This is a genomic window from Polaromonas sp., from assembly GCF_010365105.1.
GTDB lineage: Bacteria > Pseudomonadota > Gammaproteobacteria > Burkholderiales > Burkholderiaceae_C > Polaromonas.
Window position 1 is genome coordinate 1 of sequence record NZ_JAAFGZ010000052.1, and the last position, 26,065, is coordinate 26,065.

Genomic DNA, 26,065 nt, shown 5'->3' on the forward strand with positions numbered 1-26,065 from the left:
CTCGCCACCTCCATCCTCCTCCCCCTCTTACTCCTTCCCCCCTTGGGGGAAGGCAGGGATGGGGGTCTCCCCGAATCCGAATCCGTTCCCGCAAGTCCCGTTCTGTCTGGGCCTTTGAGCGCCAGGAAAAACGGGATCAGGGCCGCGCGCTGTCTGAGCCGCAGGCGAGTTTGCGCGGACCCCCGTTTTTGCTGGCGCTCAAAGGTTGCCCGTAGCGCAGCGCAGGGACCCGGACAGCCGGGTCGCCTTTCTTTTGCCTACTTTTCTTTGGCGAAGCAAAGAAAAGTAGGTTGCCGCCGGGCAACCCCCGGCCAGCAGGTCCAGGCAAAGTTAACGCAACATGGAAACGGAAAAAAAGAGGTAGCAAGGTCATGAACCTGTCCGGCCCTTTCATCCACCGCCCCATCGCCACCATCCTCCTGACCATCGGCCTGGCATTGGCCGGCATCGGCGCCTTCTTCGTGCTGCCCGTCTCCCCCCTGCCCCAGGTCGATTTCCCGGTCATCTCGGTCAGCGCTTCCCTGCCAGGCGCGTCCCCCGACACCATGGCCAGCAGCGTCGCCACCCCACTCGAAAGGCGCCTGGGCGTGATCGCCGGCGTCAACGAAATGACCTCCAGAAACGGCACCGGCTCGACCCGCATCAGCCTGCAGTTCGAACTGAACCGAAAAATCGACGCCGCCGCCCGTGAAGTCCAGGCCGCCATCAACGCCTCGCGCGCCGACCTGCCCGCCACGCTGCGCAGCAACCCGACCTACCGCAAGGCCAACCCGGCCTCCTCGCCGGTCATCATCCTGGCGCTGACCTCCCAGACCCGCTCACCGGGCCAGATCTATGACGAGGTGTCCAGCCTGGTGCAGCAAAAAATTGCCCAGGTTCCCGGAGTCGGCGATGTCGAACTCGGCGGCGGCTCGCTGCCCGCCGTGCGCGTCGAACTGCTGCCCTTTGCACTCAGCCGCTACGGCGTCAGCATGGAAGACGTACGCGCCGCGCTGCAGGCGTCCAACGCCAACCGGCCGCGCGGCGCCATCGAAGGCAACGGCCAGCGCCTGCAGATCTATGCCATCGGCACCACGGCCTCGGGCGGCCTGCGCGCGGCCGACTACCAGGGGCTGATCGTTGCCTGGCGCAATGGCGCGGCGATCCGCCTGAGCGACGTGGCAGAGGTCAGCAACGGCGTGGAAAACACCAACACGCTGGGCCTGTTCAACGGTCAGCCGGCGGTCATCGTGCTGGTCACGCGCCAGCCCGACGCCAACGTGATTGCCACCGTCGATGGCGTACGCGCGCTGCTGCCCGAGCTGCAGTCGCAGCTGCCGCAGGACGTGGAACTGCAGGTGGCGTCGGATTCGACCAATTCCATTCGCGCCTCGCTTCGCGAGATCGAGGCCACGCTGCTGATCTCGATCGCGCTGGTGGTGCTGGTGGTCAGCGCCTTTTTGCGCAGCGTGCGTGCCACGATCATTCCGGCCGTGGCCACGGTGGTGTCGCTGCTGGGAACCTTCGGCGTGATGTACCTGATGGGATTCAGCCTGAACAACCTCAGCCTGATGGCGCTCACGGTGGCGACCGGGTTTGTCGTCGATGACGCCATCGTCGTGCTGGAAAACACCAGCCGCCACATCGAAGCCGGCATGGACCGCTTCAAGGCGGCGCTGCTGGGCGCGCGCGAAGTCGGTTTCACCGTGCTGTCGATCAGCCTGTCGCTGGTGGCGGTGTTCATTCCGCTGCTCTTCATGGGCGGTCAGACCGGCCGGCTGTTCCGCGAATTCGCCGTCACGCTGTCGGCGGCGGTGATGATCTCGCTGGTGATCTCGCTGACCACCACGCCGATGATGTGCGCCTGGCTGCTGCGTCCAGCGTCGGCCGGCAAGCCGCCCGGCCGCATCGCGCGGGCCTTTGAAAACGGCTTCAGGCGCACATCGCGCGTCTACGAGGTGGCGCTGGACTGGGCGCTGTCAGCCAGGCTGCTCGTCATGCTGATCCTGCTGGCGGTGATCGGGCTGAATGTCTACCTGTACATTGCCGCGCCCAAAGGCTTTTTTCCGCAGCAGGACACCGGCCAGATCAACGGCTTTTTGCGCGCCGACCGCAGCATTTCCTTCCAGGCGCTGCAGGGCAAGCTCAAGGCGCTGGTCGGCATCATCCGCGCCGACCCGGCGGTCGACACGGTGGTGGGCTTCACCGGCGGCTCGCGCGCGGGCGGCGGCTTCATGTTCATCAACTTGAAGCCGGCAGGGCAACGCAGCGACTCGGGCCAGGCGGTGATTGCCCGGCTGCGGCCGCAACTGGCGCAAGTCACCGGCGTGACGCTGTTCCTGAACCCGGTGCAGGACCTGCGCGGCGGCGGCCGGCAGAGCAATTCCACCTACCAGTACACGCTCAAGAGCGACAACGCCGTCGACCTGAAACGCTGGGCCACGCGGCTGGCCGACCAGATGAAGCGGTCGCCTGCGCTGACCGACGTGGACACCGACCAGGAGGAAAACGGTGTCGAAACCATGGTCACGGTGGACAAGGACAGCGCCGCGCGGCTGGGCATCAGTTCGCGCGATGTGGACAACGCGCTGTACAACGCCTTCGGACAGCGCCAGGTCGCCACCATCTATGGCGAGCTGAACCAGTACAAGGTCATCATGCAGGTGGCGCCGCGCTACATCGACAGCCCCGAGGCGCTCAAGGACATCTATGTGCCGGCCAGAAACGCAGCCGCCGCCACCGGCACAGGCACGACCTCCAGCACCAGCGCCACTGCGTCCATCGTGAACCCTGCGCTGCGCGACCCGTCTTCCGGCCAGGCGCTGAGCACGGCGGTCACCACCATGGTGCCGCTGTCGGCCATCGCCAGCTTCAGCGAAAATTCGGCGGCGTCATCGATCAGCCATGAAGATGGCGAACTGTCCACCACCATTTCGTACAACCTGGCCACCGGCAGCACGCTGGGCGATGGCCAGGCTGCCGTACAGGCATCGGAAGCCGCGATCAGCCTGCCCAACAATGTGCGCGGCAGTTTTTCAGGCACGGCGCTCAGCGCGCAGCAGTCGCAGGGCGAACAGCCTATGCTCATCCTGGCGGCGCTGGTGGTGATCTACATCGTGCTCGGCATTTTGTATGAAAGCCTGATCCACCCGCTGACGGTGATTTCCACGCTGCCGTCGGCCGGCGTGGGCGCGTTGCTGGCGCTGCTGCTGTTCAAGATGGACCTGTCGATCATCGCGCTGATCGGCATCTTTTTGCTGATCGGCATTGTCAAGAAAAACGCCATCTTGATCATCGACTTTGCGCTGGATGCTGAACGGGCGCGCGGCTTGAGCGCCGTGCAGGCGGTGCGTGAAGCCTGCCTGCTGCGTTTCCGGCCGATCCTGATGACCACGATGGCCGCCATCCTGGGCGCGCTGCCGCTGGCCATCGGCTTTGGCGAAGGGGCCGAATTGCGCCGGCCGCTCGGCATCACCATCATTGGCGGGCTGATCGCCAGCCAGTTGCTGACGCTGCTGACCACGCCGGTCGTGTATGTGCTGCTCGACAAGCTGCGTCGTCGCCATCCGTCCGAGCGCCACCTGAGCCGTCATCCGCATGCGCCATCGCCTGATCTGCCCGATACAGCGCTTCACCCTCTTGCGCCCTCTCCCACTGGGAGAGGGCTGGGGTGAGGGCCAGCGGACATGAAACTGCCATGAAAATCCTGTGCCAACCTGGTCAAGCCCCACCCCGCAACCGTCGGTCCCGCAAAGGCCGGAATGACGAATTCATAAAGCCGCCCATGCGTTCAAAACTGCCTTTTCACCTTTTCACGGTTGCCGCACTGGTTTTAGCGGTCAGCGGCTGCGCCGTAGGCCCCAATTACCAGCGCCCTTCCACGCCGGACATCAGCGCCTTCAAGGAAGCCGCAGGCTGGACGCCCGCCGCACCGGCCGATGCGCTGGAACGCGGCCCGTGGTGGTCACTGTTTAGCGACCCGGTGCTCGACCAGCTGGCCGCGCGGGTTGAGGTGTCGAACCAGAACGTCGCGGCGGCCGTGGGCGCTTATGCGCAGGCGCGCGCGCTGGTGCGCGAACAACGGGCCTCGATGTTTCCCTCCGTCACCCTCAATGGCGGCGCCAACCGCTCGCACAGCAGTTCGGGCAGCAGTTCCACCAGCGGCAGCGGCGGTCGCACCGGCAACAGCTTCAGCGCCAGCATTGGCGCCAGCTGGGAGCCCGATGTCTGGGGCCGGCTGGGCCGTGCGGTGGACAGCGCCTCGGCCAGCGCCCAGGCCAGCGCCGCCGACCTGGCGTCGGCCCGGCTGTCGGCGCAGGGTGAACTGGCCATCAACTACCTCACGCTGCGCCAGGTCGATGCGCAAAAAGCGCTGCTGGAAAACACGCTGGCCGGGTTCCGGCGCACGCTGGAGATCACCCAGAACCGCTACAGCGCCGGCATTTCGGCCAAAACCGATGTGCTGCAATCGCAAACCCAGCTGGCCAACGCGCAGGCCGACGATGCCGGGCTGGTGCGCCAGCGCGCGCAGCTCGAACACGCCATCGCGGTGCTGGTGGGAGAAGCGCCGGGCAATTTTTCGATGGCCCGTGCCGCGTGGAATCCGTCAGTGCCCGAGGTTCCGGTCGGTGTGCCATCCACCCTGCTGCAGCGCCGCCCCGACATTGCCGCTGCCGAACGCCGCGTGGCCGTGGCCAACGAGCAGATCGGTATTGCGAGAAGCGCCTATTACCCCAGCCTGCCGCTGGGCGCGTCGTATGGATTCGGCGCCAGCCGCGTGGCCGACCTGTTCAGCGCGTCCAGCAGCGTCTGGTCGCTCGGCCTGTCGGCGGCGCAAACCCTTTTCAATGCCGGCGCCACCACCGCCCGCGTCGAAGGCAGCGAAGCCGCGCATGCGCAGGCGGTGGCGCGTTACCGGCAAACCGTGCTGACGGCGTTCCAGGGTGTGGAAGACCAGCTGGCCGCCACCCGCATCCTGCAGATCCAGCAGGATTTGCGCCGCCAGGCATCCGAAGCCGCCGACCAGGTCGAGCAGCAGGTGCTGAACCGCTACCGCAGCGGCCAGGTGAGCTACACCGAAGTCATCACAGCCCAGGCCACCGCATTGAGTGCGCGCCGCGCGCTCGTGCAGGCCATGGCCGACCGCCAGACCACCGCCGTGGCGCTGATCCAGTCGCTCGGCGGCGGCTGGCAGGCGGCGCAATGACGCAGGCGGCGCCCGTCAACAACGGTTGACCCTTCTGGTCGGGGTTTATTGGGCCACTGTGCTGCAACACCACCCGTGCAGCATTTTCGCCAGGCATTGCGCTGGCGATGTGCCCTCCGGTCGTGAAATTCGCTTTCAACGACCCACTGTTGACCTGGATCAGCATGCCCCTGGTATGAATAGGGGATAGTCCATACAACAAAGGGAGCGACCACCATGAAACTGATGACTGACCTGTTTTCCACCGACTACGGCCTGATGAGCATCATCGGCATTGTCTTCATGATGGGCATGGGGGTATTCTTTCTTCGCCTGTTCATGGGCAAGATGAAACACGATCCGACGTCCCCCCGCAAGTAAGCCGCCGGGTTGCCTGCGGCACCGTCAGTTGATGACCAAACAGGCACTTTCCGCAATACCGGCGGGTGCCAGTAGCTATAAAAACTATAGCGTTTAATTAACTATTGGCAGGGTGCTCCCGCTGATGCAGCGCCGCCAGAAAAAACCGCGTGGCCTCGCTCAGCGGCCGGTCCCTTCGGGTGATGGAGCCAAACGACTCCATCTTGTGCCGGATCGGGCATGGCAACACGCAAAGCAGCCCATGGCGCGCGTAGGTGTCAGCAATCGACAGCGGCACGACGCCAATCATCTCGGTTTCGGCAATCAGGTTGGTGGTCGTCAGGATCGACGCGGTTTCGATCAACCCCCGGGGCAACGGCGCCTGCTGCATCCTGAATTCCTGCTCCAGCACCTCGCGCATCGGGCTGCCAGTGGGCTGCAATATCCACGGATAGCCCAGCAAACGGTCAAACGGAACTGATTTCTGCCGGGCCAGCGGATGATGGACGCCCACGACGATGGCGAGCGCCTCGTTTTCCAGCGGCGTGAATTCATAGTCGGCCCACTGCGCGCCGCGAATCCGCCCGACCGCGACATCCAGCACGCCTTCGCGCAGCAGTTCCAGCAGCCGGTCGCTGGTGTCCAGCGTGACATCGAGCGACAGCAGCGGATAGGCTTTTTTCAGCGCAATGATGGCCTGCGTCAGCAAGGTCGGCGACGGCGCCATGATGCTGCCCACCGACAGGCGGCCCGAACTGCCCAGCTGCAATTCAGCCAGTTCCCGGGTCATCGACTCGATGGAGCCGCGCATTCCCCGGAAATAGCCCAGCACGCTGGTGCCCGCCGGCGTCAGCTTCTGGCCGCGCCCGACCCGTTCGAACAATTTTTGCCCCAGCGCCGACTCCAGTTCCTGGATCATCTTGGTGGCCGCCGGCTGCGTCATACCCAGTTCGCCGGATGCCTTGCGCAGGGTGCCATGTTCGCCCACGGCCAGGATCAGGGCGACTTGACGCATGCGCAGGCGGTTCAGGAGTTGTGGAATGGACGCTGGAAGTGGCATGACGGGATGGCGCGATGCGCCGATTAATTGATCACCACAGCTTATCAAATAATCAATTATTTTGAATTTACGACAAGTGTCTGTCTCCCTACCATCATCTTCATTCATCGACAGCCCACGGCCAGGAGACAAACCCATGAAACTCTTTTCAACACTGCTGGCGGCGGCCTGCGCCCTCGCCTGCCTCACCCCTGCGGCCGCCCAGCAGGACTGGCCGACCCGCCCGGTCAAGATCCTGGTCGGTTCCGCGCCCGGCGGTGGCACCGACGCCATGGCGCGTGCCGTCGCCGACCGGCTGGGTCCGCTGCTCAAGCAGCCGGTGGTGGTCGAAAACCGCCCCGGCGCGTCCAACACCTTGGCGGCCGACGTCACGGCCAAGTCCACCGACGGCCACACGATGATCATGGGCGTCTCGACCGCGCATGCGATTGCGCCGCACCTGCTCAAGCTCGGCTACGACAGCGACAAGGACCTGGTGCCGGTGGTCTTCGTCGGCGCGGTGCCCAATGTACTGGTGGTCAACAACGCGCTGCCGGTCGATTCGGTCCAGTCGCTGGTCAAGCTGGCCCGGGAAAAGCCCGGCCAGCTCAACTACGCCTCCAGCGGCTCGGGCAGCACGCAGCATATTGCGGCCGAACTGTTCAAGGATGCGTCCGGCGTGTTCATCACGCACATTCCCTACCGCGGCAGCGGTCCGGCGCTGATCGACCTGGTCGGCGGCCAGGTGCAAATGAGTTTTGACACCATGCCGTCGGTCATCGGACAGATCAAAAACGGCCGCATGAAGCCGCTGGCAGTCGCCAGCGCCAAGCGCAATCCGCAACTGCCCAATGTGCCCACCATGGCGGAAGCCGGCCTCAAGGGTGTGGAAATGAATGCCTGGTACGGCATTTATATGCCCGCCTCGACACCCAGGGCAGTGCAGGATCGCGTGTACGCCGACGTGACCCGGGTGCTGGCCATGCCTGAAACACAAAGCCGGCTGAGTGCCATCGGCGCCGACCTGACGCCCATGACGCAGGCGCAGTTCGCCGCCTTTCACGCGGCTGAAAACAAGCGTTATGCCGAGCTGATCACCCGCAAGAACATCAAGCTGGACTGAAGCCATGAACATGCAGCAGAACCCGGTCATCGCCTTGAGCCTGGGCGACGCGGCCGGTATTGGACCCGAGCTGATCGCCCGCCTCCTCAGCCAGCCCGGCATCACGGACGGCGCCAATATCGTGCTGGTGGGTGACACCTGGCTGTGGCAGGACGGCCAGGCCATCGCCGGCCACCGTGTCGCGACACAAGCCGTTGCGTCGCTGGCCGACGTGCGCAGCCGCGCTGATCAGCGCCTGCCGGCTTTTCTGGCCGTCGATACGATCCAGCCGGCGGACGTGCAACGCAGCCAGGCGCTGGCCGCTTGCGGAACGGCGGTGCTCAAGGTCCTGGACCTGTGCATGGACGGCGCCAAACGCGGCGAGGTCGATGCCCTCTGTTTTGCGCCGCTGAACAAGCAGGCCATGAAGATCGGTGGTATGCAGCATGAGGACGAGCTGCACCACTTTGCCGAGTACCTGGGCGTGACCGGCTATTTTTGCGAATTCAACACGCTGGGCGACTTGTGGACCTCGCGCGTGTCGTCGCATATTCCGCTGAAAGACGCTGCGGCCCTGCTCAGCAAGGAACGCATCATGGATACCGCCCGGCTGATCTACCAGTCGCTGCAGGCCAGCGGCACGGCCGCGCCCAAGGTGGCGATTGCCGCTTTCAACCCGCATGGCGGCGACGGCGGCGTCTGCGGACACGAGGAAATCGACATCATTGCGCCAGCGGTTGAAGCGCTGCGCGCCAGCGGTTTTCCGGTCGATGGCCCCTTCCCTGCCGACACGATTTTCCTCAAGGCCCGAGACGGCCAGTACCAAGCCATCGTCACCATGTACCACGACCAGGGCCAGATCGCCATCAAGCTGATGGGCTTCAGCCAGGGCGTGACGGTGCAGGGCGGCCTGCCGATTCCCATCACCACACCGGCGCACGGCACGGCTTTTGACATTGCCGGTCAGGGTGTGGCCGATGTGAATGCCACGCTGAACGCCTTTCGCATCGCCTGCCGCATGGGTGCGGCACGGCTTCATTCCTGAAAACCCGAGAGTCATCCTCATGAAAATCAAATCCGTACGCGCCCGTGTTTTTGAGTGGAAGGGCAAGACCGTTCCACCACAGGGCAATTTCTGCTCCAACGCCATGGACCTGGTGTATTCCAACACCGAATCCATGAGCACCTTCCGCTTTCATTCGTGGACGGTGGTCGAGATGGAGACCGACGACGGCATCATCGGCCTGGGCAATGTCGCGCTGGCGCCAAGCATTGCCAAGGCCATCATCGACCAGTACCTGACCCCGCTGGTGCTGGGCCAGGACCCGTGGGACTACGAATACCTGTGGCAACGCATGTACCGCGCCACCCACGCCTGGGGCCGCAAGGGCGTGACCATGGCGGCGATCTCGGCGATTGACCTGGCGATCTGGGACATCCTGGGCAAGTCCGTGAACAAGCCGGTGTTCAAGCTGCTGGGCGGGCGCACCAAGGAAAAAATCCCGGTTTACTACTCCAAGCTCTACCGCACCAACCTGGAGGACATGCAGGCCGAGGCGCAAAAATACATGGATGAGGGCTTCACCATGTTCAAGTCACGCTTCGGCTATGGCCCCGCGCACGGCACGAAAGGCGTAGCGGAAAACCTGAAGGCGGTCGCGGCGATCCGCGAAGTCATCGGCTATGACAACGACCTGATGCTCGAGTGCTACATGGGCTGGAACCTGGAATACACCAAGCGCATGCTGCCCAAGCTGGAAAGGTTCGAGCCGCGCTGGGTGGAGGAACCCGTGATTGCCGACGACATCGACGGTTACGCCGAACTGAACCAGCTCACCAGCATTCCGATTTCAGGCGGTGAGCATGAGTTCAGCCTGTACGGCTTCAAGCAGCTGCTGGACAAAAAAGCCGTGTCAGTCGTGCAGTACGACACCAACCGCGTCGGCGGCATCACCGCCGCCCACAAGATCAATGCGCTGTGCGAAGCCTACAGCGTGCCCGTCATTCCGCACGCCGGCCAGATGCACAACTACCACCTGACCATGAGCACGCTGGCCTCGCCGATGAGCGAATACTTTCCGATGTTCGACGTCGAAGTCGGCAACGAGCTGTTTTATTACATCTTCGACGGCGAGCCGGTGGCTGAAAACGGCTTCGTCCAGCTTGACGATCACAAGCCCGGCCTGGGTTTGAGCATGAAGACCGAGTTCCTGGACCAGTTCAATATCATCGAGTGACCATGACAGCACGATACCAAGGCGTATTTCCGGTGGTGCCCACCACGTTCAACGACGCAGGCGAGCTTGATTTGCCCAGCCAGTTGCGCTGCATCGACTTCATGATCGACGCCGGCTCGACCGGCCTGTGCATCCTGGCGAACTTTTCGGAGCAGTTCCTGCTGTCGGACGACGAGCGTGAGGTGCTGACTGCCGCCATCCTCAAGCACGTGGCGGGCCGGGTACCGGTGATCGTCACCACCACGCATTTCTCTACCCGCATCTGCGCCGAGCGCAGCCGCCGCGCGCAGGACATGGGCGCGGCCATGGTGATGGTGATGCCGCCCTACCACGGCGCCACCTTGCGGGCCAGCGAGAACAAGATCTACGAGTTCTATGCCGCGCTCTCAAGCGCCATCGACATCCCCATCATGATCCAGGATGCGCCCATGAGCGGGACGCCGCTGCCGGTGCCTTTCCTGGCACGCATGGCGAAAGAAATCAAGCAGGTGTCGTATTTCAAGATCGAGACCGCAGGCGCGGCGTCCAAGCTGCGCGAGTTGATCCGCCTGGGCGGCGATGCGATTGAAGGCCCGTGGGATGGCGAGGAAGCCATCACGCTGCTGCCCGACCTGGATGCCGGCGCCACCGGCGCCATGACGGGTGGCGCGTTCCCCGACGGCATTCGCCTGATCATGGATGCCTATGCCGCTGGCAACCGGGAGGAAGCCGTCGCCCAATACACCCGCTGGCTGCCGCTGATCAATTATGAAAACCGCCAGGGCGGCATCCTGACGGCCAAGGCGCTGATGAAAGCCGGCCGCATCATCGACTGCGAAGCACCGCGCCATCCGTTTCCGGCCATGCACCCCGAGGTGCGCCAGGGCCTGCTGGAAACCGCCCGGCGGCTGGACCCGATGGTGCTGCGCTGGGGAAAATGAAAGGACACGTGATTGCTATGCATTCAATAGCTGGAGATGCCCAAGGATAGAGCGGAAAAGCCTGTTTTACCCAATAAACGGACTGCCTGTCCTGACTCAGGACCGCAGGGTGTCCGCCACCCGCTCGGCACAGGCGCTGGCCTGCCCGGCATCGCGCGCCTCGACCATCACGCGCACCAGCGGTTCGGTGCCGCTGGCCCGGATCAGGATACGGCCGGTGTCGCCCAGTTCGGCCTCCACTGCTGCCGTAGCAGCCGCCAGTTCGGGGCTGTCCTTCCATTGCTGGCCGGGCTTTAGCCGCACGTTGACCAGGGTTTGCGGAAACAGCACCACGTCCGACAGAAGTTCGCCCAGCGTGCGCCTGCTGCGCACGCAGGCCTGCAGCACCTGCAATGCGCTGATCAGGCCGTCGCCGGTGGTGTGCTTGTCCAGCGCCAGCAAGTGGCCCGAGCCCTCGCCACCCAGCAGCCAGCCACGCTTTTCAAGCTCTTCCAGCACATAGCGGTCACCGACCTGGGCACGCACAAACTCCAGACCTTTGGCTTTCAGCGCCACTTCCACGGCCATGTTGGTCATCAGGGTGCCGACGGTACCCGGAACTTTTTCGCCGCGTGCAATGCGCTCGTTGACCATCAGGAACAGCACTTCATCGCCGTTGAACAGCCGGCCCTCGGCATCAACCACCTGCAGCCGGTCGGCATCACCATCGAGTGCGATGCCGTAGTCAGCCTTGTTGGCGCGCACGGCCGCCACGAGCGCGTCAGGATGGGTTGCGCCGAAACCGTCGTTGATGTTCAGGCCATCGGGCGCGCAGCCGATGGCGATCACCTCGGCCCCCAGTTCATGAAACACCATGGGCGCGATGTGATAGGCCGCGCCATGCGCGCCATCGACCACAATTTTCAGGCCCTTGAGCGTGAGGTCGTTGGCAAACGTACTTTTGCAAAATTCGATATACCGTCCGGCGGCATCGTCAAGCCGGCGGGTTTTTCCAAGTGACGCCGAATCCGCCCAGACCGGCGGCTCATCGAGTGCAGCTTCCACCGCCGATTCCCATTCGTCGTTGAGCTTGGTGCCTTGGGCGCTGAAAAACTTGATGCCGTTGTCGGCAAAAGGGTTGTGGCTGGCACTGATCACCACGCCCAGGCTGGCGCGTTGCGCACGCGTCAGGTAGGCGACGCCGGGTGTAGGCAGCGGCCCAAGCAGCACCACATCAACGCCAGCCGAATTGAAACCTGACTCCAGCGCGCTTTCCAGCATGTAGCCTGAAATCCGGGTGTCCTTGCCGATCAGGACGGTCGGGCGCGCTTCGGTCCTGCGCAGCACGCGTCCCACCGCGTGGGCCAGGCGGAGTACGAAATCAGGCGTGATGGGAGCCTGCCCCACCGTGCCGCGGATGCCATCGGTGCCAAAGTATTTTCTCGTCATGGGTGTTGATTCTTGAATTGGTATTGCAGTGTTCAGCCCGGGAGGGGCACGACATCAGACTGATTTTATGGCCGCCTTTTTGGACTCGGAAGGCGCAATTGCAATTTATTGTGCACTGCAACAATCAAGCGCCAAGCGCTTTGACCTGTCAGCTGGCGGCTTTCCAGACTTTCAGCGCCTGGACGGTTTCGCGCACGTCATGGACGCGCACGATACGCGCTCCGCGCTCGACGGCGAGCAAGGCGGCCGCCACGCTGGGAAGCATGCGTTCCTGCGGCAAAGCCGTTGCCGGATCATCGCAGACCGCCGCCAGCGATGATTTGCGCGACCAGCCCGCGAGCAGCGGATAACCGGCCGCCAGGAATTCACGCTGGCGCGCCAGCAGGGCAAAATTCTGCGCGACGGTTTTGCCAAAACCAATGCCCGGATCCAGCACGATACGGGATTTTTCGACTCCCAGGGCTTGCAGGTTTTGGGCTGCCTGCTCCAGAAACGAGAGCACCTGAAGAATCACATCGCCCTGCATGGGCGTTGCCTGCATGGTTTGCGGTTCGCGATGCATGTGCATCAGGCAGACACCGCAGGACGCATGCGCTGCCACGGCCTCAAGTGCGTAAGGCTGGCGCAGCGCCCAGATGTCATTGATGATGTCAGCGCCAAGATCGAGCACGGCGCGCATGACCTCGGGCTTGTAGGTGTCCACCGAAACCGGGACGCCCAGAGTCACCGCATGGCGGACTACCGGCAGCACGCGGGCCAGTTCCTGGGCCAGCGGCACCGGTAAGGCGCCGGGACGGGTGGATTCGCCCCCGATGTCCAGCAGGTCGGCGCCGTCGCGGATCAGCTTTTCACAATAGGCAAACACGGCTGAAAAATTGTCCGTGGCGGCGTAATAGCTTCCACCGTCAGAAAATGAGTCTGGCGTGGCATTGACAATGCCCATGACGCGAGGTTGCGACAGGTCCAGCTGAAAACGCGCGGTTTGCCAGATCACAAAAGCTCCTTGTGGGTGATGACGGACCAAACGATGCAATCAGCGTCTTGCCGTAAGCGTCAGACCCAAAAAAAAACCGGGGACTGGCCCCGGTTTCTAGATTGTCTGGCGAACTGAAGACCTCAGATCAGGCGGCGTTGGGCGCCGGGTCTGTCGTGACCGCAGGGCTGCCTCCACTTGGGCCGTTGCCGCCGCTGCCGACGGAAGGATTGCGCGGCGTCCAGTCCTTGGGAGGACGCGGCTCCTTGCCGGCCATGATGTCGTCCATCTGTTCGACATCGATGGTTTCCCATTCCAGCAAGGCCTTGGCCATCGCGTGCATCTTGTCCTTGTTGTCTTCGATGATCTTTCGCGCCAGGTTGTACTGCTGGTCAATGATGCGGCGCACTTCGGTATCAACCTTTTGCAGCGTGGCTTCACTCATGTTGTTGGTCTTGGTCACCGACCGGCCCAGGAACACTTCGCCTTCGTTCTCGGCATAGACCATGGGTCCAAGCGCATCTGTCATGCCGTAGCGTGTGACCATGTCCCGGGCCAGTGCCGTGGCGCGTTCGAAGTCGTTGCTGGCACCAGTGGTCATCTGGTTCATGAACACTTCTTCAGCGATACGGCCACCGAACAGCATGCTGATCTGGCTGAGCATGTATTCGCGGTCGTAGCTGTAGCGGTCCTGCGCTGGCAGGCTCATCGTGACACCCAGGGCGCGGCCACGCGGAATGATGGTGACCTTGTGTACCGGATCACACTTGGGCAGCATCTTGCCCAGCAATGCGTGGCCGGACTCGTGGTAGGCCGTGTTGCGGCGCTCTTCCTCAGGCATGACCATGCTCTTGCGCTCGGGGCCCATCAGAATCTTGTCCTTGGCCTTTTCAAAATCCTGCATTTCGACCGTGCGCGCACTGCGGCGTGCGGCCATCAGGGCGGCTTCGTTACAAAGATTGGCCAAGTCGGCGCCCGACATGCCAGGAGTGCCGCGTGCAATCACGCTGGCATTCACGTCCTGGCCCAATGGAACCTTGCGCATGTGGACATTCAGGATCTGTTCACGGCCACGAATATCGGGCAGTGTGACATACACCTGACGGTCAAAACGGCCTGGACGCAGCAATGCGGCATCCAGAATGTCGGGGCGGTTGGTGGCAGCCACCACGATCACGCCAACATTGGTTTCAAAGCCGTCCATCTCGACCAGCATCTGGTTCAATGTCTGCTCGCGCTCGTCGTTGCCGCCGCCCACACCAGCGCCACGCTGGCGGCCAACGGCGTCGATTTCGTCAATGAAGATGATGCAGGGTGCGTTTTTCTTGGCGTTGTCGAACATGTCGCGAACCCGGGCAGCGCCCACGCCCACAAACATTTCAACAAAGTCTGAGCCGGAAATCGAGAAGAATGGAACCTTGGCTTCGCCGGCGATGCCCTTGGCCAGCAAGGTTTTGCCGGTGCCAGGGGGGCCAACCAGCAACAGGCCACGCGGAATGCGGCCGCCGAGCTTCTGGAATTTGGCCGGATCTTTCAGGAAATCAACCACTTCCTTGACTTCTTCCTTGGCCTCGTCGCATCCTGCAACGTCGGCAAAGGTTACGGTGTTGGTGGATTCGTCCAGCATTCGCGCCTTGGATTTGCCAAAGCTGAACGCGCCGCCCTTGCCGCCTCCCTGCATTTGCCGCATGAAATAGACCCACACGCCAATCAGCAGCAACATCGGACCCCAACTGACCAGCAGCGTCATGAGCAGGGAACCTTCTTCACGCGCCTTGACATCAAACTTTACGTCGTTGGCAATCAGGTCACCAATCAAGCCGCGATCAAGGTAGGTGGCCGTGGTCCGGATTTTGCGGTCATCGGTCGTGGTGGCCACGATCTCAGTGCCGCCCTGGCCTTCGGCAATGGTCGCCGCCTTGATGCGCTTGCCGCGCACCTCTTCAAGGAACTCGGAATAACCCAAGTAATTCGAACTGGCGCCGGCGCGTGTGTCGAATTGCTTGAACACGGTGAAAAGCACCATGGCAATGACCAGCCAGATTGCTACTTTAGAAAACCACTGATTATTCAAGGACTGCTCCGATATATGAATCCAAAACCGATTGCATCGCACATGCGCCTTATTTTAGGCGTTTCAAGAGGCTGAACCGACGATTAAGGCTTTGCATCCCTTTGCACGGCACGGATTTAACCGGATATTTAGCTCCGGGAACTGCATTTCATCTTCATGTCACATTTTTCAGGCTCTTGCCAACCAGGAAGGTTTCAGAAGAATTTGAACGCGAAGCCTTGGGCTTCATGCGCTTGACCACCTTGAAACTGGCCTGAAAGAGCTTGAAGAGGTCGTCATAGCCGCTGCCGTGAAACAGCTTGACGACCAGCGAGCCGTCCGGTTTCATGCGCGACTGGGCAAACTCCACCGCCAGTTCGACAAGATGGGAGATGCGCGCCGCATCCACCGACTCGATGCCGGACAGATTGGGCGCCATGTCCGAAATCACCAGGTCCACCTTGACGGCGCCCTGCTCCGAGCGCAAAGCCTGCTCCAGTTTTTCCAGCACGTCGGGTTCCCGGAAGTCGCCCTGGATGAAGGCCACGCCTTCGATGGGTTCCATGGGCAACAAGTCCAGTGCAATGATGCGGCCATTGAGCGCTCCCACAGCGGCGCCGGTCGGTGAGAGCTTGCGCCGCACATACTGGCTCCAGGCGCCGGGCGTGCTGCCCAGGTCAACCACGCAGTCGCCGGGCTTGACCAGACCCAGCGTTTCATCCATTTCCTTGAGCTTGAAGGCGGCGCGGGCGCGGTAGCCTTCCTTGCGGGCCTGCTTCACATACGGGTCATTGATATGGTCATGCAGCCACGCCTTGTTGACTTTTTTACCTTTTGCATCACCCTTGGCTGCAACCTTGGAGGGCGATTTGGGAAGGAGTTTGTGGTCTGACTTGGCATTTACTTTCATGGGCCTATTGTCGTCTTCCCGACACCACCGATAATTGCGCATGGCTCAAATACAACTTACCCCTGCCCAGCGCAAAGACCACCGCGCTGAAGCGCACCATCTCAATGCCGTCGTGATGATTGGCTCCGACGGCCTGACCGACAACGTAAAAAAGGAAATTGACGCCGCACTGAACGCCCACGGCCTGATCAAGGTGCGGGTCCAGTCCGACGACCGTGCAGGCCGCGAAGACATGTTCCGCTCGCTGGCCGAGGAACTTGACGCTGCGCCCATCCAGCACATCGGCAAGCTGCTGGTGTTCTGGCGGCCGGTTCCCGAGAAAGAGAAAAAGGTCAGCGAAGACCGCATGGCCGGCCCGCGCGATGTCAAGGTGCTGAAGAACAGTTCGCGCTACGGCCAGCGGCCGGAAGTCAAGACCCTGCGCGTGCTCGGCAACCAGCGCCTCACCCCGGGCGGCAGCGTCAAGCGCGCCAAGCCCCGGCAGCAGGTCAGCGTCAAGAAACGCTCGCAGGACTGAACTTTCTCCCAGCCCTGAACCGACCTTGCGACCTCGCTGGTCGGTTTTTGCATTTTCATGGCTAAAACAACCTGCGGCCTTTAGATTCACCCCAGCCGCCCACAGTTAAACATGATGACCAATCCACTCCTCGACTTCTCCGACCTTCCCCTGTTTGACCAGATCCAGCCCGAGCATGTCGGCCCGGCGATGGACGACTTGCTTGCCAAGGCCGAAACGGCGCTGGCGCAGGTCACGGCAGACGATTTTCCGGCGACCTGGAGCGGCATTGCCGGCGTGCTCGATGTGGCCACCGAAAACCTGGGCCGCGCCTGGGGCGCCGTCAGCCACCTCAACAGCGTGGCGGACACGCCCGAGTTGCGCGCCGCCTACAACGCCGCCCTGCCCCGCGTTACCGAATTCTGGACGCGCCTGGGCGCCGACGAACGCCTGTATGCCAAGTACAAGGCCATTGACGTGGCCAGCCTGAATGAAGAGCAGCTCCAGGCACACAAGAATGCCATCCGCAACTTTGTCCTTTCGGGTGCCGAACTGACGGGTGCAGACAAGGAGCGATTCGCGCTAATCCAGGAACGCCAAGCCGAACTCAGCCAGAAATTCAGCGAAAACTCGCTGGATGCCACCGATGCCTTTGCCTATTACGCCACCGATGATGAAGTGGCGGGCGTTCCGGACGACGTGCTGCAAACCGCGGCGCAGGCCGAGGCCGAAGGCAAGGCCGGCTACCGGCTCAGCCTGAAAATGCCAAGCTACCTGCCCGTGATGCAGTTTGCCGAAAGCAGCAGCCTGCGCGAAAAGCTCTACAAGGCCTACACCACGCGTGCCAGCGACCAGGCGCTGCCTGAATTCAGCCAGTTCGACAACAGCACCGTGATGCGTGAAATACTGGCCTTGCGCCAGGAAGAATCGCGGCTGCTGGGTTACCAGAATTTCGGTGAAGTCTCGGTGGTGGCCAAGATGGCCAAGTCACCTGAAGAAGTCGTGACCTTTTTGCGCGATCTGGCACGGCGCGCCCGTCCGTATGCAGAAAAAGACATCGCCGACCTGCGCAGGTTCGCAGCCGAGAAACTCAACCAGACCGACCCCCAGCCTTGGGACTACGCCTACATCGGCGAAAAGCTCAAGGAAGCGCGCTACGCATTCAGCGAGCAGGAAGTCAAGCAGTACTTCACCGCACCCAAAGTACTGACGGGCCTGTTCAGGATTGTCGAAACGCTGTTCGAGGTGCAGATCCGCGAGGATTCAGCCCCTGTGTGGAAACCCGGCGTGGCTTTTTACCGCATCGAGCGCGATGGCCAGCTGGTTGGCCAGTTCTACCTTGACCAGCCGGCACGCACCGGCAAACGCGGCGGCGCCTGGATGGACGATGTGCGCGCCCGCTGGTTGCGCCCCGACACCGGCAAGCTGCAAACGCCGGTGGCGCACCTGGTCTGCAATTTCGCCGAAGGCGTCGGCGGCAAGCCAGCATTGCTGACGCATGACGACGTGACCACGCTGTTCCACGAATTCGGCCACGGCCTGCACCACATGCTGACGCAGGTCAACGAACACGACGTGTCAGGCATCAGCGGCGTCGAATGGGATGCGGTCGAACTGCCGAGCCAGTTCATGGAAAACTTCTGCTGGGAGTGGGAAGTGCTCAGGCAGATGACGGCGCATGTCGATACCGGCGAGCCGCTACCGCGCACGTTGTTCGACAAGATGCTGGCTGCCAAGAATTTCCAGAGCGGTATGCAGACATTGCGCCAGGTCGAGTTCTCGCTGTTTGACATGCTGCTGCACACCTCGCACAACCCGGACGAGGACCTGATGGGCCTGCTCAATGAGGTGCGCCGTGAAGTGGCGGTGATTTCCTCCCCGGCCTACAGCCGCACGGCGCACACCTTCAGCCATATTTTTTCCGGCGGCTACGCGGCGGGCTACTACAGCTACAAATGGGCTGAAGTGCTGTCGGCCGACGCCTATGCAGCCTTTGAAGAAACCGCAGCCGCCAACGACGAAGCCGGAAGCGACAAATCGACGGTCAGCGTGGAAGCCGGCAGGAAGTACCGCACGGCCATTCTGGAAGCCGGCGGAAGCCGTCCCGCCATGGAATCGTTCAAGGCATTTCGGGGGCGCGAACCTTCACTTGACGCCTTGCTGCGCCATCAGGGCATGGCTTGAGCCGCATGCTGAACATGCTTTGCAGAACCGGACCGGTCCCATGAAATCAAGCGCATTTTGTTTTTCTGCATCCAGGGCATTGCTGGCGCTGGTGCTGGCTTCCGGCGCCGTGACTGCATTGCAGGCGCAGCAGGTTTACCGCATTGTCGGACCCGATGGCAAGGTGACATTTTCCGACCGGCTCCCCTCCGTCCAGGTCAACGGTACCAAAGTCAGCGAAGACAATGCCGACACGCCAGGCGGCACTGCCGTCGCGGCCGGCCTGCCGTTCGAACTCCGCCAGGTGGCGCTCAAATACCCGGTAGTTTTGTACACCGGCGACAACTGCGCACCCTGCGGCGCGGGCCGTTCGCTGCTGACCAGCCGGGGCGTCCCGTTCAGTGAAAAGACCGTCAGGACGGCCGCCGACGCCGAAGCGCTGCAGCGCCTGAGCGGTGAAGCATCACTGCCCTTCCTGACCATTGGCAGCCAGCAGCTCAAGGGTTTTTCGGATGCGGAATGGACCCAGTTCCTGAACGCCGCCGGCTATCCAAAGTCTTCGATCTTGCCGGCAAGCTATCGGCCAGCAGCAGCGGCGCCCCTGGTCACCGTGGCGCCAACCCCTGCAGCAGCTGAAGGCCGGGAAGTCAATACCGTCAGGAAACTTCCGGCTGCACGCCCCGTCCAGCCACCGGCCAACAGCAGCAACCCGTCCGGCATCAAGTTCTGAACGACCTGATCGCCATGTAATTCGGGCCTGCCGATGTACAGACCGGCGCCGGGCAAGCGTTGCTTTGTATCCGGAGTATTTTGGTCGCACGTTTGGCACAATACGGCACAGAGAGACCGCCATGCACCAACGAATCAGCGAAGAAATCACCTTCCGCAAACTGGAGGTTCTACTGGCCTACATGGAAACCGGCAACCTGACGCGTGCGGCCGAGTGGCTTGATGTCAGCACAGTCAGCGTACACCGGGCGCTGCACTCGCTTGAAGAAGGGGTGCGCTGCACCCTGTTCCGGCATGAAGGCCGCAACCTTCTGCCCACTGAAGCAGCGCAGGTACTGGCCGAAGTGGCGCGCGACGTGCTCAAGGTGATGGCCGACGGCATCACCTCGACCCGGCAGGCAGGCGGCTACGCGGCCGGCAGCATCAGGATCGGCTCGCTCTATTCGCTCACCATCAAGACCGTGCCCACGCTCATCATGGGCATCAAGCTGCGCAAGCCCGAGTTGCAGACCGAACTGATTTTGGGCTCGAACGCGGACCTGCTGCAAAAGCTCAGGCAGGGCATGGTCGATGCGACCTTGATGGCGGTTCCTGAAGGCGAGGCCGACATTGAATCCCTTGCGCTTTTCGATGACGACATCTACTTTGCCGCGCCCGTCGGCTCGCGCTATGCGAACCTGGACTCGGTGGATCTCAGCGCCTGCGCCGACGAGCGCTTTGTCAGCCTGACCGAGGGTTTTGCCACCTACTCCGGCTTTATCGAAGCCTTTCGTGTTGCCGGCTTCACGCCCAACATCGCCATGAAAGTGGGCGACATTTTCTCGTTGATGAACCTGGTCAGCGGCGGCATCGGCTGCACGCTGCTGCCGGGCCGGGTGCGCGGCGTGATTCCCAACAAGGTACAGCTGATCCCGCTGCAGCCCAGGTTCCTGATGCGCCAGCACATCGCTCTGAACTTCCTGCGCACCCGCGAGCGCGACCCGAACCTGCTGGCCCTGGCGTCGGTCTGCCGCCTGTCGCGACAGGCGCTGGCGTGAACCCAGGGTTAACCCTCGACTGTTTCATCCACTGAAATTGTGACGCCAGCGCGTTAATTGATCTGCCTTGTCGCCGCCGATAAAGTCGCGGTCAAGAAACCAACGCTGCAAGCTTTTTCCGGCTTGTGCGGGACCCGGTTTCGAATAACCGGCCGCGCACAGGCCGCATAAAAGGAGACAAGTATCATGATCATTTACGGGGTAGCGCTGCTGTCCATCTGTACCTTGCTCGGGGTACTGATCGGCGACCTGCTGGGCGCGGCAATCGGTGTCAAGGCGAATGTGGGGGGCGTCGGTTTCGCGATGATCCTGCTGCTGTTCGCCTCCGAGCATCTCAAGAACAGCGGCCGCTTCGTGCAGCAGTCGTCACAGGGCGTGGCCTTCTGGACGGCCATGTACATTCCGATTGTGGTGGCCATGGCGGCGCAGCAGAACGTGCTCGGCGCGATCAAGGGCGGCCCGATGGCGATCATCGCGGGTATTCTGGCGACGGTGGTCTGTTTCGCGCTGATTCCAGTCATCGACCGCATCGGTCGGTCCGAGCATCTGCGCGAAGAGCAAAAACTTGCTCACAAGAGCCAGGGGTGATCGGCATGACCAATACCCTGGATATTTTGATAAACGTGCTCGTCAAGAACGGGCTGCTGACCGCCTTCGCCGTCGTAGGCATCACGATGTGGGTTTCGTATTTTCTGTCGGCGCGATTGACGCGTGGGCACCTGCACGGGTCGGCGCTCGCGATCATGCTGGGACTGCTGATGGCCTACATTGGCGGCGTCATGACCGGTGGCAAGAATGGCATAGTCGATTTCAAGCTGCTGAGCGGCGTGGGTCTGCTGGGCGGCGCGATGCTGCGTGATTTCGCCATCGTCTCAACCGCCTATGGCGCCACGCTCACCGACATGCGCAAGTGTGGTGTCAGCGGCATTGTTTCGCTGTTCACTGGCGTCATATTGTCCTTCGTTGTCGGCGCTGCCGTCGCGATGTCATTCGGGTACACCGATGCCGTGAGCATCTCGACCATCGGGGCAGGGGCGGTAACTTACATTGTCGGACCGATTACCGGTGCGGCCATCGGCGCCAGTTCTGAACTGATTGCCCTGAGTATCGCCGCGGGTTTGGTGAAATCGGTCCTGGTGATGGTGGGCACGCCCTTCTTCGCCAAGTACATCGGCCTGGACAACCCGCGCACAGCGATGGTCTTCGGTGGCATGATGGGTACGACCAGCGGTGTCTGCGGCGCCTTGGCGGCGGTGGATCCCAAACTGGTGCCCTACGGCGCCATGACCTCGACGTTCTACACCGGCCTGGGTTGCCTGATGGGGCCGTCCGTGCTGTTCTTCGCCACCCGGGCGCTGGTTGGCTAGAACGAAATCACCCTGACCGCCCACCACACCGGTCAAGGTGAAAAACAGCGTTTTGCTACTGAATTCATAGCTGTATGCGCTTTCCAGTTATGCGCAGAAGGCATATTTCATGCTGAAAAGCTTGTTTTTCTGGCTCAAATGATACGACACCAGGCCGCAGCGACCCTCTTCCCATCTTCACGGCATTGAAACCCTTGACCCGCGCCGCCGTGCTTTTGCAAAGCAGGCGGCGTGGTTTCATCCGCCTGCATTCACCTCCGATGTCTATTGTTCGCGCTGCCGCTCCCGCGCCATCAAAACCGCCAGCGTGTCGGCGCGCGTGTCGGCGGCGGCCACCGACAGGGCTTCTGGAAACGCCAGCGCGCCGAGCTTGGTCAGCACGCTGCCCGGCGGCATTTCGACGCTCAGACGCACGCCCTGCTCGTGGGCCAGCACGGTGGTGTCATGCCATTTCACCGGCAGCGCCATGTTGCGCGCCAGATCGTCGGCGATGCGGGCGGGCGCACTCAAGGCGCGGCCCAGGCTGGCGCTGAAGTAGCGAAGGCGCGGCACGGCCACCGGCACATCGGCCATGGCCAGCGCCAGTTCGGCGGCCGGCGCGTCAAGCAGCGGGCAATGCGACGGGACGCTGATCGCCACCGGCTTGGCGGCGTAGGCGCCTCGCTTCTGGGCCAGTTCAGCCACACGCGCCATGGCGGCATGCGCGCCGGCAATCACCAGCTGCGTCGGGGCATTGATGTTGGCCAGGTAAACGGGTGAAGCGTCAGAATGCACCTGGGCAATGAGCGGCTCCAGCGCGGCGCGTTCCAGGCCCAGGATCGCGGTCATGCCGTAGCCACCGGGATAAGCCGCCTCCATCAGCCGGGCGCGCCGCTCGACCAGTCGCAGCGCATCGGCATAGGACAGCACCGACGCCACCACTGCCGCCGGATAAGCGCCCACCGACAGGCCCGCCACGGCATCGGGCGGGCCGGCCTCGTGGATCAAATCTCGCGCCGTCGCGACCCCGGCCACCAGCAAGGCGAGCTGGACCGCAACCGACGAGCGCAGCGCCTCTGCGCTGTCCAGCGCCAGGGCGTCGCGGCCCAGCACCTCGCAGGCCTCGTCCATCACCTCGCGCACCAGTGCTTTCTGCGGCAGTGCATGCAGCATGCCGGCGCGTTGCGTGCCCTGGCCCGGAAAGGTGAACAGGATGCTCATGCCGGCATGGCACAGCAGGCGGCGTCGAAAAATGCCGCATCCGGGCGCGACCAGGCGTTGTCGGTCAGGATGGGGCCACGGTTAGTCTTGAGCAAGACCGGCCCACCGGTGCGAACCCATTCCTGCAAGGCAAAGGCGCCAAACGGTGTCTCGACCTGCGCATCGACGCGCGCCTCAAGGTCGTGCAGCAAGCGGGCCACAGCGCGCAGCGCGTCAGCATCGGTCGCCAGCGGCGCATGTAGGACCAGGTCCAGGTCGCTGTCAGGGCGCAGCACATCCAAGCCGCTGGCCAGCGAAAAACCGACACCGCCCGTCACACCCCACGCCAGCGGCAGGTCATCGAGTTTCGGGCCGAGCCGATCCAGCGCCTGCAGGCAGGCCAGCGGCGATTCACGCACGCGGGAACTGTGCGCGGCGCTGCGGGCGATGGTCTCTGGTTCGACCACCCGCACCACGTGACCAGCCGCCATCCGTGCGGCGCAGCGCTCGCTGCGCGTGCTGCCACGCAGCCCTACCGGCAACTGGCCTGCGTCGGCCAGCGTGGCGCGCCGCACCACCACCGGGACTCCGGCAAGCCAGTCCGGCGTGGCCCAGGGCGGCGGCGATTCGGAAAAAATCAATGCCGAAGCCGCCACCGGCCACAGCAGGTCGTGCGGCCGGTAACTACCGGCAGGTGAATTCACCACTGCGCGCGCAGCTTCTCGCGCACCAGCGACGAAGCCTGCCGGTTGGCGCCGCCCAGACGGCTGCGCAAGTCAGGCACCGGATCGGTTTTGATGTTGTCCAGCGCAGCCACAAGCGCACCGCGCACATGTTCCACATCGGCGGCCGACGGCTGTTCGGCGCTGGCCACATCCACCAGCTTCCAGAGCAAACCCAGCGTGGCGTAGCTGGCGATGTCGTAGGCCATCGGCGGCACGTCGGCGGCGAGGCGTTCCAGGTCTTCGACGCTGCGCAGCGTCACGCGGGCGGCGGCGGCCTTGCCCATGGCATGCACCATCACGCCGTCGTCGTTCAGCGCGATCAGCCGGTTTGCCTGGTAGCCGTGGGCCAGGAAAGCGCCGGACATGGCCTTGCCGACGATCAGGCCGATCACCGCATGGCCGTGCTGGCGCGCCTGGGCATAGGCCCCGGCGGCACCGGCCAGCGCCTGGTGGATGCCGAACGCTTCTTCGCGCCGGCCATAGGCCTGGCTGCTGACGTCGATCACCGCGACGATGGCGCGTTTGGCGCCCTCGCGATCCGCCGCGATGACCTCATGCACGGCCTGCGCCAGCGCCCAGCCTTCGATCAGCCCGGTCTCGCCGGTGCGGGCGCGCGGGTAGCTGCTTTCGGCATCCGGCACGACCGCGATGTAGCGCGCCGGCTGGGCGGCCAGCGGCGCATCGACCACGCGAACCGATGGCGGATAGCCTGGCAACACGTCAGCGTTATCCGTCAGGGCAGCCAGCCAGATGGCGCCACGGCTTGGGGTTTGTTCATTCATGACCGACTCCTGCGCTGTTGACGTCATCGACGTGGTTGACGTTGTAGACCTGCCGCACGATGCCGGGCGTGGCCTGCACGCGGGCGTCGTAAGACGACAGCCGTTCGAGGTAGTGCGCGTACTGGTCGCTGCGCTCGACCTGGGGACGGCCCCGCGCCAGCAGGCCGACGACGGTGCTGCGGATGTCGGCGGTATCGTCCTGGACATAGGCATCGACCAGCCCGGTGTGAAAACGCTGCTCGCCGCCGGTGAAGCTCCAGATGAAGGGCCTGTCGCGCGAATCGTATTCGGCGATGCCAGCTTCCTGCTCGATCACCTGCGGCCCGTTCAGGCCCAGCCGCGCCTCACGCGTGGCGACCAGGTAACTGCACAGGCCGGCGGCAATCGACATGCCGCCAAAGCAGCCCACGCTGCCGGCAATCACGCCGATAACCGGCTGGTACTGGCGCAGATCGACGATGGCCGAATGAATCTCGGCAATGGCAGCCAGGCCCAAATTGGCTTCCTGCAGGCGCACGCCGCCGGTTTCAAACAGGATGACGGCGCGCGTGGGCACGCCGTTGCGGTTGTCGTTCGCCGCCAGTTCCAGCGCGCCGGCTATCTTTGCGCCGCCGACTTCGCCCAGGCTGCCGCCCTGGAACGCCCCTTCAATCGCCAGCACCACGGCCGGCTGGCCCTCAATCTGGCCTTTGCCCACCACCACGCCGTCGTCCGATTGCGTGACCACACCCTGGCGCGCCAGCCACGGCGAGGTCATGCGCTCGAACGGGTCGATGAGTTCGCGAAACGTCCCGGCGTCCAGCAGCGCGCGCACCCGGGCTCTGGCGTCGAGTTCGACAAAGCTGTTGTGCTGCGTCAGGCTCAAGGGTGAAGCGTTCATGATTTTTCTCCTGGGGCCGCGTCGCCCAGCGTCTGGAACGCCTGTGCCACGCGCATGCCGACCACGCCCGGCGTTGCGCCAAAGTCGTTGATCTCAACCCGCGCCGCAGGCCAGCCCTGCGCATCGGCCTTGAACAGGCGGTCCAGCTGCGCCTGCCAGACCGCGCCATAGCCATTGACCGAGGTCGTCACGCGCACGCGGGTCAGTCCCGCCATGCCCGGCTCCAGCAGCACTTCCAGGTCGCCCGAGCCGACCACGCCCACCATCACCCGCCCGTTGGCGGGCTGCCCCGCCGGATACTGAAAATCAAAGGTTTCCATAACAGCTTTCAAGAAAGTGAAGGCCTGCGGACGCTAAGGTCCAGGCGATCGAGGAACAAGGTGGCGGCCAGCAGATCGGCTGCGCCGCCCGGGGAGGCATTCAAGGCCAGCGCCCGCGCGTCAAGCTGGCGCAGCAGGCGCCGGCCCGCTAGGGCCGCCACGCCGCCGCGGGCCAGCACGGCGACGGCATCCGCCTGCAGC

The 26,065-nt window shown here is 63.2% G+C and carries 24 protein-coding genes; 13 read left to right on the forward strand and 11 right to left on the reverse strand.

Features of this window, described 5'->3' with window-relative positions; all coding sequences use genetic code 11:
* The first annotated feature begins 371 nt into the window (after nt 1-371).
* The 3 genes from GZ092_RS20230 to GZ092_RS20240 all read left to right on the forward strand — a co-directional run bounded on the left by GZ092_RS20230 (nt 372) and on the right by GZ092_RS20240 (nt 5,545).
* A complete protein-coding gene (locus GZ092_RS20230) occupies nt 372-3,653 on the forward strand; it encodes an efflux RND transporter permease subunit (protein WP_293639054.1) in 3,282 nt (1,093 codons plus the stop codon).
* Between the two features lie 110 nt (nt 3,654-3,763).
* Nucleotides 3,764-5,185 (forward strand): efflux transporter outer membrane subunit, encoded by a 1,422-nt coding sequence (locus GZ092_RS20235; protein WP_293639055.1) that lies wholly within the window; start codon nt 3,764-3,766, stop codon nt 5,183-5,185.
* Between the two features lie 216 nt (nt 5,186-5,401).
* Nucleotides 5,402-5,545 carry a DUF3149 domain-containing protein gene (locus GZ092_RS20240; RefSeq protein WP_293639057.1) on the forward strand — a complete coding sequence of 48 codons (144 nt, stop codon included), beginning with the start codon at nt 5,402-5,404 and terminating at the stop codon, nt 5,543-5,545.
* 97 nt (nt 5,546-5,642) lie between these two features.
* On the opposite strand, the gene GZ092_RS20245 is transcribed toward GZ092_RS20240, so the two are convergent.
* Nucleotides 5,643-6,584, reverse strand: coding sequence for a LysR family transcriptional regulator (locus tag GZ092_RS20245; protein WP_293639059.1), 942 nt, complete (start codon nt 6,582-6,584; stop codon nt 5,643-5,645).
* A 136-nt stretch (nt 6,585-6,720) separates the two neighbouring features.
* Between GZ092_RS20245 and GZ092_RS20250 the strand changes: the two genes are divergently transcribed.
* Genes GZ092_RS20250 through GZ092_RS20265 form a run of 4 tightly spaced genes read left to right on the forward strand, consistent with a single transcriptional unit; the run spans nt 6,721 to nt 10,822 of the window.
* On the forward strand, nt 6,721-7,686 hold the full coding sequence (locus GZ092_RS20250; protein ID WP_293639060.1) for a tripartite tricarboxylate transporter substrate binding protein: 966 nt from the start codon (nt 6,721-6,723) through the stop codon (nt 7,684-7,686).
* A 4-nt stretch (nt 7,687-7,690) separates the two neighbouring features.
* Nucleotides 7,691-8,710, forward strand: a complete 1,020-nt coding sequence (locus GZ092_RS20255) for a 4-hydroxythreonine-4-phosphate dehydrogenase PdxA (protein WP_293639061.1) — start codon at nt 7,691-7,693, stop codon at nt 8,708-8,710.
* Nucleotides 8,711-8,729: 19 nt separating this feature from the next.
* A complete protein-coding gene (locus tag GZ092_RS20260) occupies nt 8,730-9,902 on the forward strand; it encodes an L-rhamnonate dehydratase (protein WP_293639062.1) in 1,173 nt (390 codons plus the stop codon).
* A 2-nt stretch (nt 9,903-9,904) separates the two neighbouring features.
* Nucleotides 9,905-10,822 carry a dihydrodipicolinate synthase family protein gene (locus GZ092_RS20265; RefSeq protein ID WP_293639064.1) on the forward strand — a complete coding sequence of 306 codons (918 nt, stop codon included), beginning with the start codon at nt 9,905-9,907 and terminating at the stop codon, nt 10,820-10,822.
* A gap of 96 nt (nt 10,823-10,918) precedes the next feature.
* Here the strand turns inward: GZ092_RS20265 and glmM are convergent, their stop codons facing one another.
* The 4 genes from glmM to GZ092_RS20285 form a co-directional block, all read right to left on the reverse strand.
* Nucleotides 10,919-12,250: a phosphoglucosamine mutase gene (gene glmM / locus GZ092_RS20270; protein ID WP_293639066.1), complete on the reverse strand. Its 1,332-nt coding sequence runs from the start codon at nt 12,248-12,250 to the stop codon at nt 10,919-10,921.
* A gap of 148 nt (nt 12,251-12,398) precedes the next feature.
* Nucleotides 12,399-13,244 (reverse strand): dihydropteroate synthase, encoded by an 846-nt coding sequence (gene folP / locus GZ092_RS20275; protein WP_293639068.1) that lies wholly within the window; start codon nt 13,242-13,244, stop codon nt 12,399-12,401.
* 127 nt (nt 13,245-13,371) lie between these two features.
* Nucleotides 13,372-15,297 carry an ATP-dependent zinc metalloprotease FtsH gene (gene ftsH, locus GZ092_RS20280; protein WP_293639070.1) on the reverse strand — a complete coding sequence of 642 codons (1,926 nt, stop codon included), beginning with the start codon at nt 15,295-15,297 and terminating at the stop codon, nt 13,372-13,374.
* Between the two features lie 154 nt (nt 15,298-15,451).
* Nucleotides 15,452-16,186, reverse strand: a complete 735-nt coding sequence (locus tag GZ092_RS20285) for an RlmE family RNA methyltransferase (protein ID WP_293639072.1) — start codon at nt 16,184-16,186, stop codon at nt 15,452-15,454.
* 40 nt (nt 16,187-16,226) lie between these two features.
* On the opposite strand from GZ092_RS20285, the gene GZ092_RS20290 reads away from it, so the two are divergent.
* From GZ092_RS20290 to madM, 6 genes are all read left to right on the forward strand, one after another.
* The gene (locus GZ092_RS20290; RefSeq protein ID WP_293639074.1) at nt 16,227-16,703 is read left to right on the forward strand and encodes a YhbY family RNA-binding protein; all 477 of its coding nucleotides are present in this window, start codon (nt 16,227-16,229) and stop codon (nt 16,701-16,703) included.
* Nucleotides 16,704-16,817: 114 nt separating this feature from the next.
* Nucleotides 16,818-18,866: a M3 family metallopeptidase gene (locus GZ092_RS20295; RefSeq protein WP_293639076.1), complete on the forward strand. Its 2,049-nt coding sequence runs from the start codon at nt 16,818-16,820 to the stop codon at nt 18,864-18,866.
* Between the two features lie 40 nt (nt 18,867-18,906).
* Nucleotides 18,907-19,575 (forward strand): DUF4124 domain-containing protein, encoded by a 669-nt coding sequence (locus GZ092_RS20300; RefSeq protein WP_293639077.1) that lies wholly within the window; start codon nt 18,907-18,909, stop codon nt 19,573-19,575.
* Nucleotides 19,576-19,696: 121 nt separating this feature from the next.
* On the forward strand, nt 19,697-20,611 hold the full coding sequence (locus GZ092_RS20305; protein WP_293639078.1) for a LysR family transcriptional regulator: 915 nt from the start codon (nt 19,697-19,699) through the stop codon (nt 20,609-20,611).
* 186 nt (nt 20,612-20,797) lie between these two features.
* Nucleotides 20,798-21,199 (forward strand): malonate transporter subunit MadL, encoded by a 402-nt coding sequence (gene madL, locus GZ092_RS20310; RefSeq protein ID WP_293639080.1) that lies wholly within the window; start codon nt 20,798-20,800, stop codon nt 21,197-21,199.
* 5 nt (nt 21,200-21,204) lie between these two features.
* Complete coding sequence (gene madM / locus GZ092_RS20315) at nt 21,205-21,978, forward strand: malonate transporter subunit MadM (RefSeq protein ID WP_293639082.1); 774 nt, start codon at nt 21,205-21,207, stop codon at nt 21,976-21,978.
* Nucleotides 21,979-22,242: 264 nt separating this feature from the next.
* On the opposite strand, the gene mdcH is transcribed toward madM, so the two are convergent.
* The 6 genes from mdcH to GZ092_RS20345 form a co-directional block, all read right to left on the reverse strand.
* A complete protein-coding gene (gene mdcH / locus GZ092_RS20320; RefSeq protein ID WP_293639084.1) occupies nt 22,243-23,178 on the reverse strand; it encodes a malonate decarboxylase subunit epsilon in 936 nt (311 codons plus the stop codon).
* Entirely contained in the window at nt 23,175-23,861 is a 687-nt protein-coding gene (locus GZ092_RS20325; RefSeq protein ID WP_293639086.1) for a malonate decarboxylase holo-ACP synthase, read from the reverse strand. The genes mdcH and GZ092_RS20325 overlap by 4 nt, the downstream gene beginning before the upstream one ends.
* Nucleotides 23,858-24,664: a biotin-independent malonate decarboxylase subunit gamma gene (gene mdcE, locus GZ092_RS20330; RefSeq protein ID WP_293639088.1), complete on the reverse strand. Its 807-nt coding sequence runs from the start codon at nt 24,662-24,664 to the stop codon at nt 23,858-23,860. Before mdcE ends, GZ092_RS20325 begins: the two co-directional genes overlap by 4 nt.
* A complete protein-coding gene (locus tag GZ092_RS20335) occupies nt 24,657-25,544 on the reverse strand; it encodes a biotin-independent malonate decarboxylase subunit beta (RefSeq protein WP_293639090.1) in 888 nt (295 codons plus the stop codon). Before GZ092_RS20335 ends, mdcE begins: the two co-directional genes overlap by 8 nt.
* Nucleotides 25,541-25,864: a malonate decarboxylase subunit delta gene (locus GZ092_RS20340; RefSeq protein WP_293639092.1), complete on the reverse strand. Its 324-nt coding sequence runs from the start codon at nt 25,862-25,864 to the stop codon at nt 25,541-25,543. The genes GZ092_RS20335 and GZ092_RS20340 overlap by 4 nt, the downstream gene beginning before the upstream one ends.
* 8 nt (nt 25,865-25,872) lie before the next feature.
* Nucleotides 25,873-26,065 (reverse strand): triphosphoribosyl-dephospho-CoA synthase (locus tag GZ092_RS20345; RefSeq protein ID WP_293639094.1); only part of this gene is annotated, 193 nt, incomplete at its 5' end.

What these genes read in the sequence shown, in the direction of transcription:
- mdcH (WP_293639084.1), bottom strand. Translation starts at nt 23,178, where the DNA reads ATGAGCATCCTGTTCACCTTTCCGGGCCAGGGCACGCAACGCGCCGGC.
- GZ092_RS20260 (WP_293639062.1), top strand. Translation starts at nt 8,730, where the DNA reads ATGAAAATCAAATCCGTACGCGCCCGTGTTTTTGAGTGGAAGGGCAAG.
- GZ092_RS20235 (WP_293639055.1), top strand. Translation starts at nt 3,764, where the DNA reads ATGCGTTCAAAACTGCCTTTTCACCTTTTCACGGTTGCCGCACTGGTT.
- GZ092_RS20250 (WP_293639060.1), top strand. Translation starts at nt 6,721, where the DNA reads ATGAAACTCTTTTCAACACTGCTGGCGGCGGCCTGCGCCCTCGCCTGC.
- glmM (WP_293639066.1), bottom strand. Translation starts at nt 12,250, where the DNA reads ATGACGAGAAAATACTTTGGCACCGATGGCATCCGCGGCACGGTGGGG.
- GZ092_RS20340 (WP_293639092.1), bottom strand. Translation starts at nt 25,864, where the DNA reads ATGGAAACCTTTGATTTTCAGTATCCGGCGGGGCAGCCCGCCAACGGG.
- GZ092_RS20290 (WP_293639074.1), top strand. Translation starts at nt 16,227, where the DNA reads ATGGCTCAAATACAACTTACCCCTGCCCAGCGCAAAGACCACCGCGCT.
- GZ092_RS20335 (WP_293639090.1), bottom strand. Translation starts at nt 25,544, where the DNA reads ATGAACGCTTCACCCTTGAGCCTGACGCAGCACAACAGCTTTGTCGAA.
- GZ092_RS20265 (WP_293639064.1), top strand. Translation starts at nt 9,905, where the DNA reads ATGACAGCACGATACCAAGGCGTATTTCCGGTGGTGCCCACCACGTTC.
- GZ092_RS20285 (WP_293639072.1), bottom strand. Translation starts at nt 16,186, where the DNA reads ATGAAAGTAAATGCCAAGTCAGACCACAAACTCCTTCCCAAATCGCCC.
- GZ092_RS20230 (WP_293639054.1), top strand. Translation starts at nt 372, where the DNA reads ATGAACCTGTCCGGCCCTTTCATCCACCGCCCCATCGCCACCATCCTC.
- mdcE (WP_293639088.1), bottom strand. Translation starts at nt 24,664, where the DNA reads ATGAATGAACAAACCCCAAGCCGTGGCGCCATCTGGCTGGCTGCCCTG.
- GZ092_RS20240 (WP_293639057.1), top strand. Translation starts at nt 5,402, where the DNA reads ATGAAACTGATGACTGACCTGTTTTCCACCGACTACGGCCTGATGAGC.
- GZ092_RS20295 (WP_293639076.1), top strand. Translation starts at nt 16,818, where the DNA reads ATGACCAATCCACTCCTCGACTTCTCCGACCTTCCCCTGTTTGACCAG.
- GZ092_RS20305 (WP_293639078.1), top strand. Translation starts at nt 19,697, where the DNA reads ATGCACCAACGAATCAGCGAAGAAATCACCTTCCGCAAACTGGAGGTT.
- madM (WP_293639082.1), top strand. Translation starts at nt 21,205, where the DNA reads ATGACCAATACCCTGGATATTTTGATAAACGTGCTCGTCAAGAACGGG.
- GZ092_RS20255 (WP_293639061.1), top strand. Translation starts at nt 7,691, where the DNA reads ATGAACATGCAGCAGAACCCGGTCATCGCCTTGAGCCTGGGCGACGCG.
- madL (WP_293639080.1), top strand. Translation starts at nt 20,798, where the DNA reads ATGATCATTTACGGGGTAGCGCTGCTGTCCATCTGTACCTTGCTCGGG.
- GZ092_RS20245 (WP_293639059.1), bottom strand. Translation starts at nt 6,584, where the DNA reads ATGCCACTTCCAGCGTCCATTCCACAACTCCTGAACCGCCTGCGCATG.
- GZ092_RS20300 (WP_293639077.1), top strand. Translation starts at nt 18,907, where the DNA reads ATGAAATCAAGCGCATTTTGTTTTTCTGCATCCAGGGCATTGCTGGCG.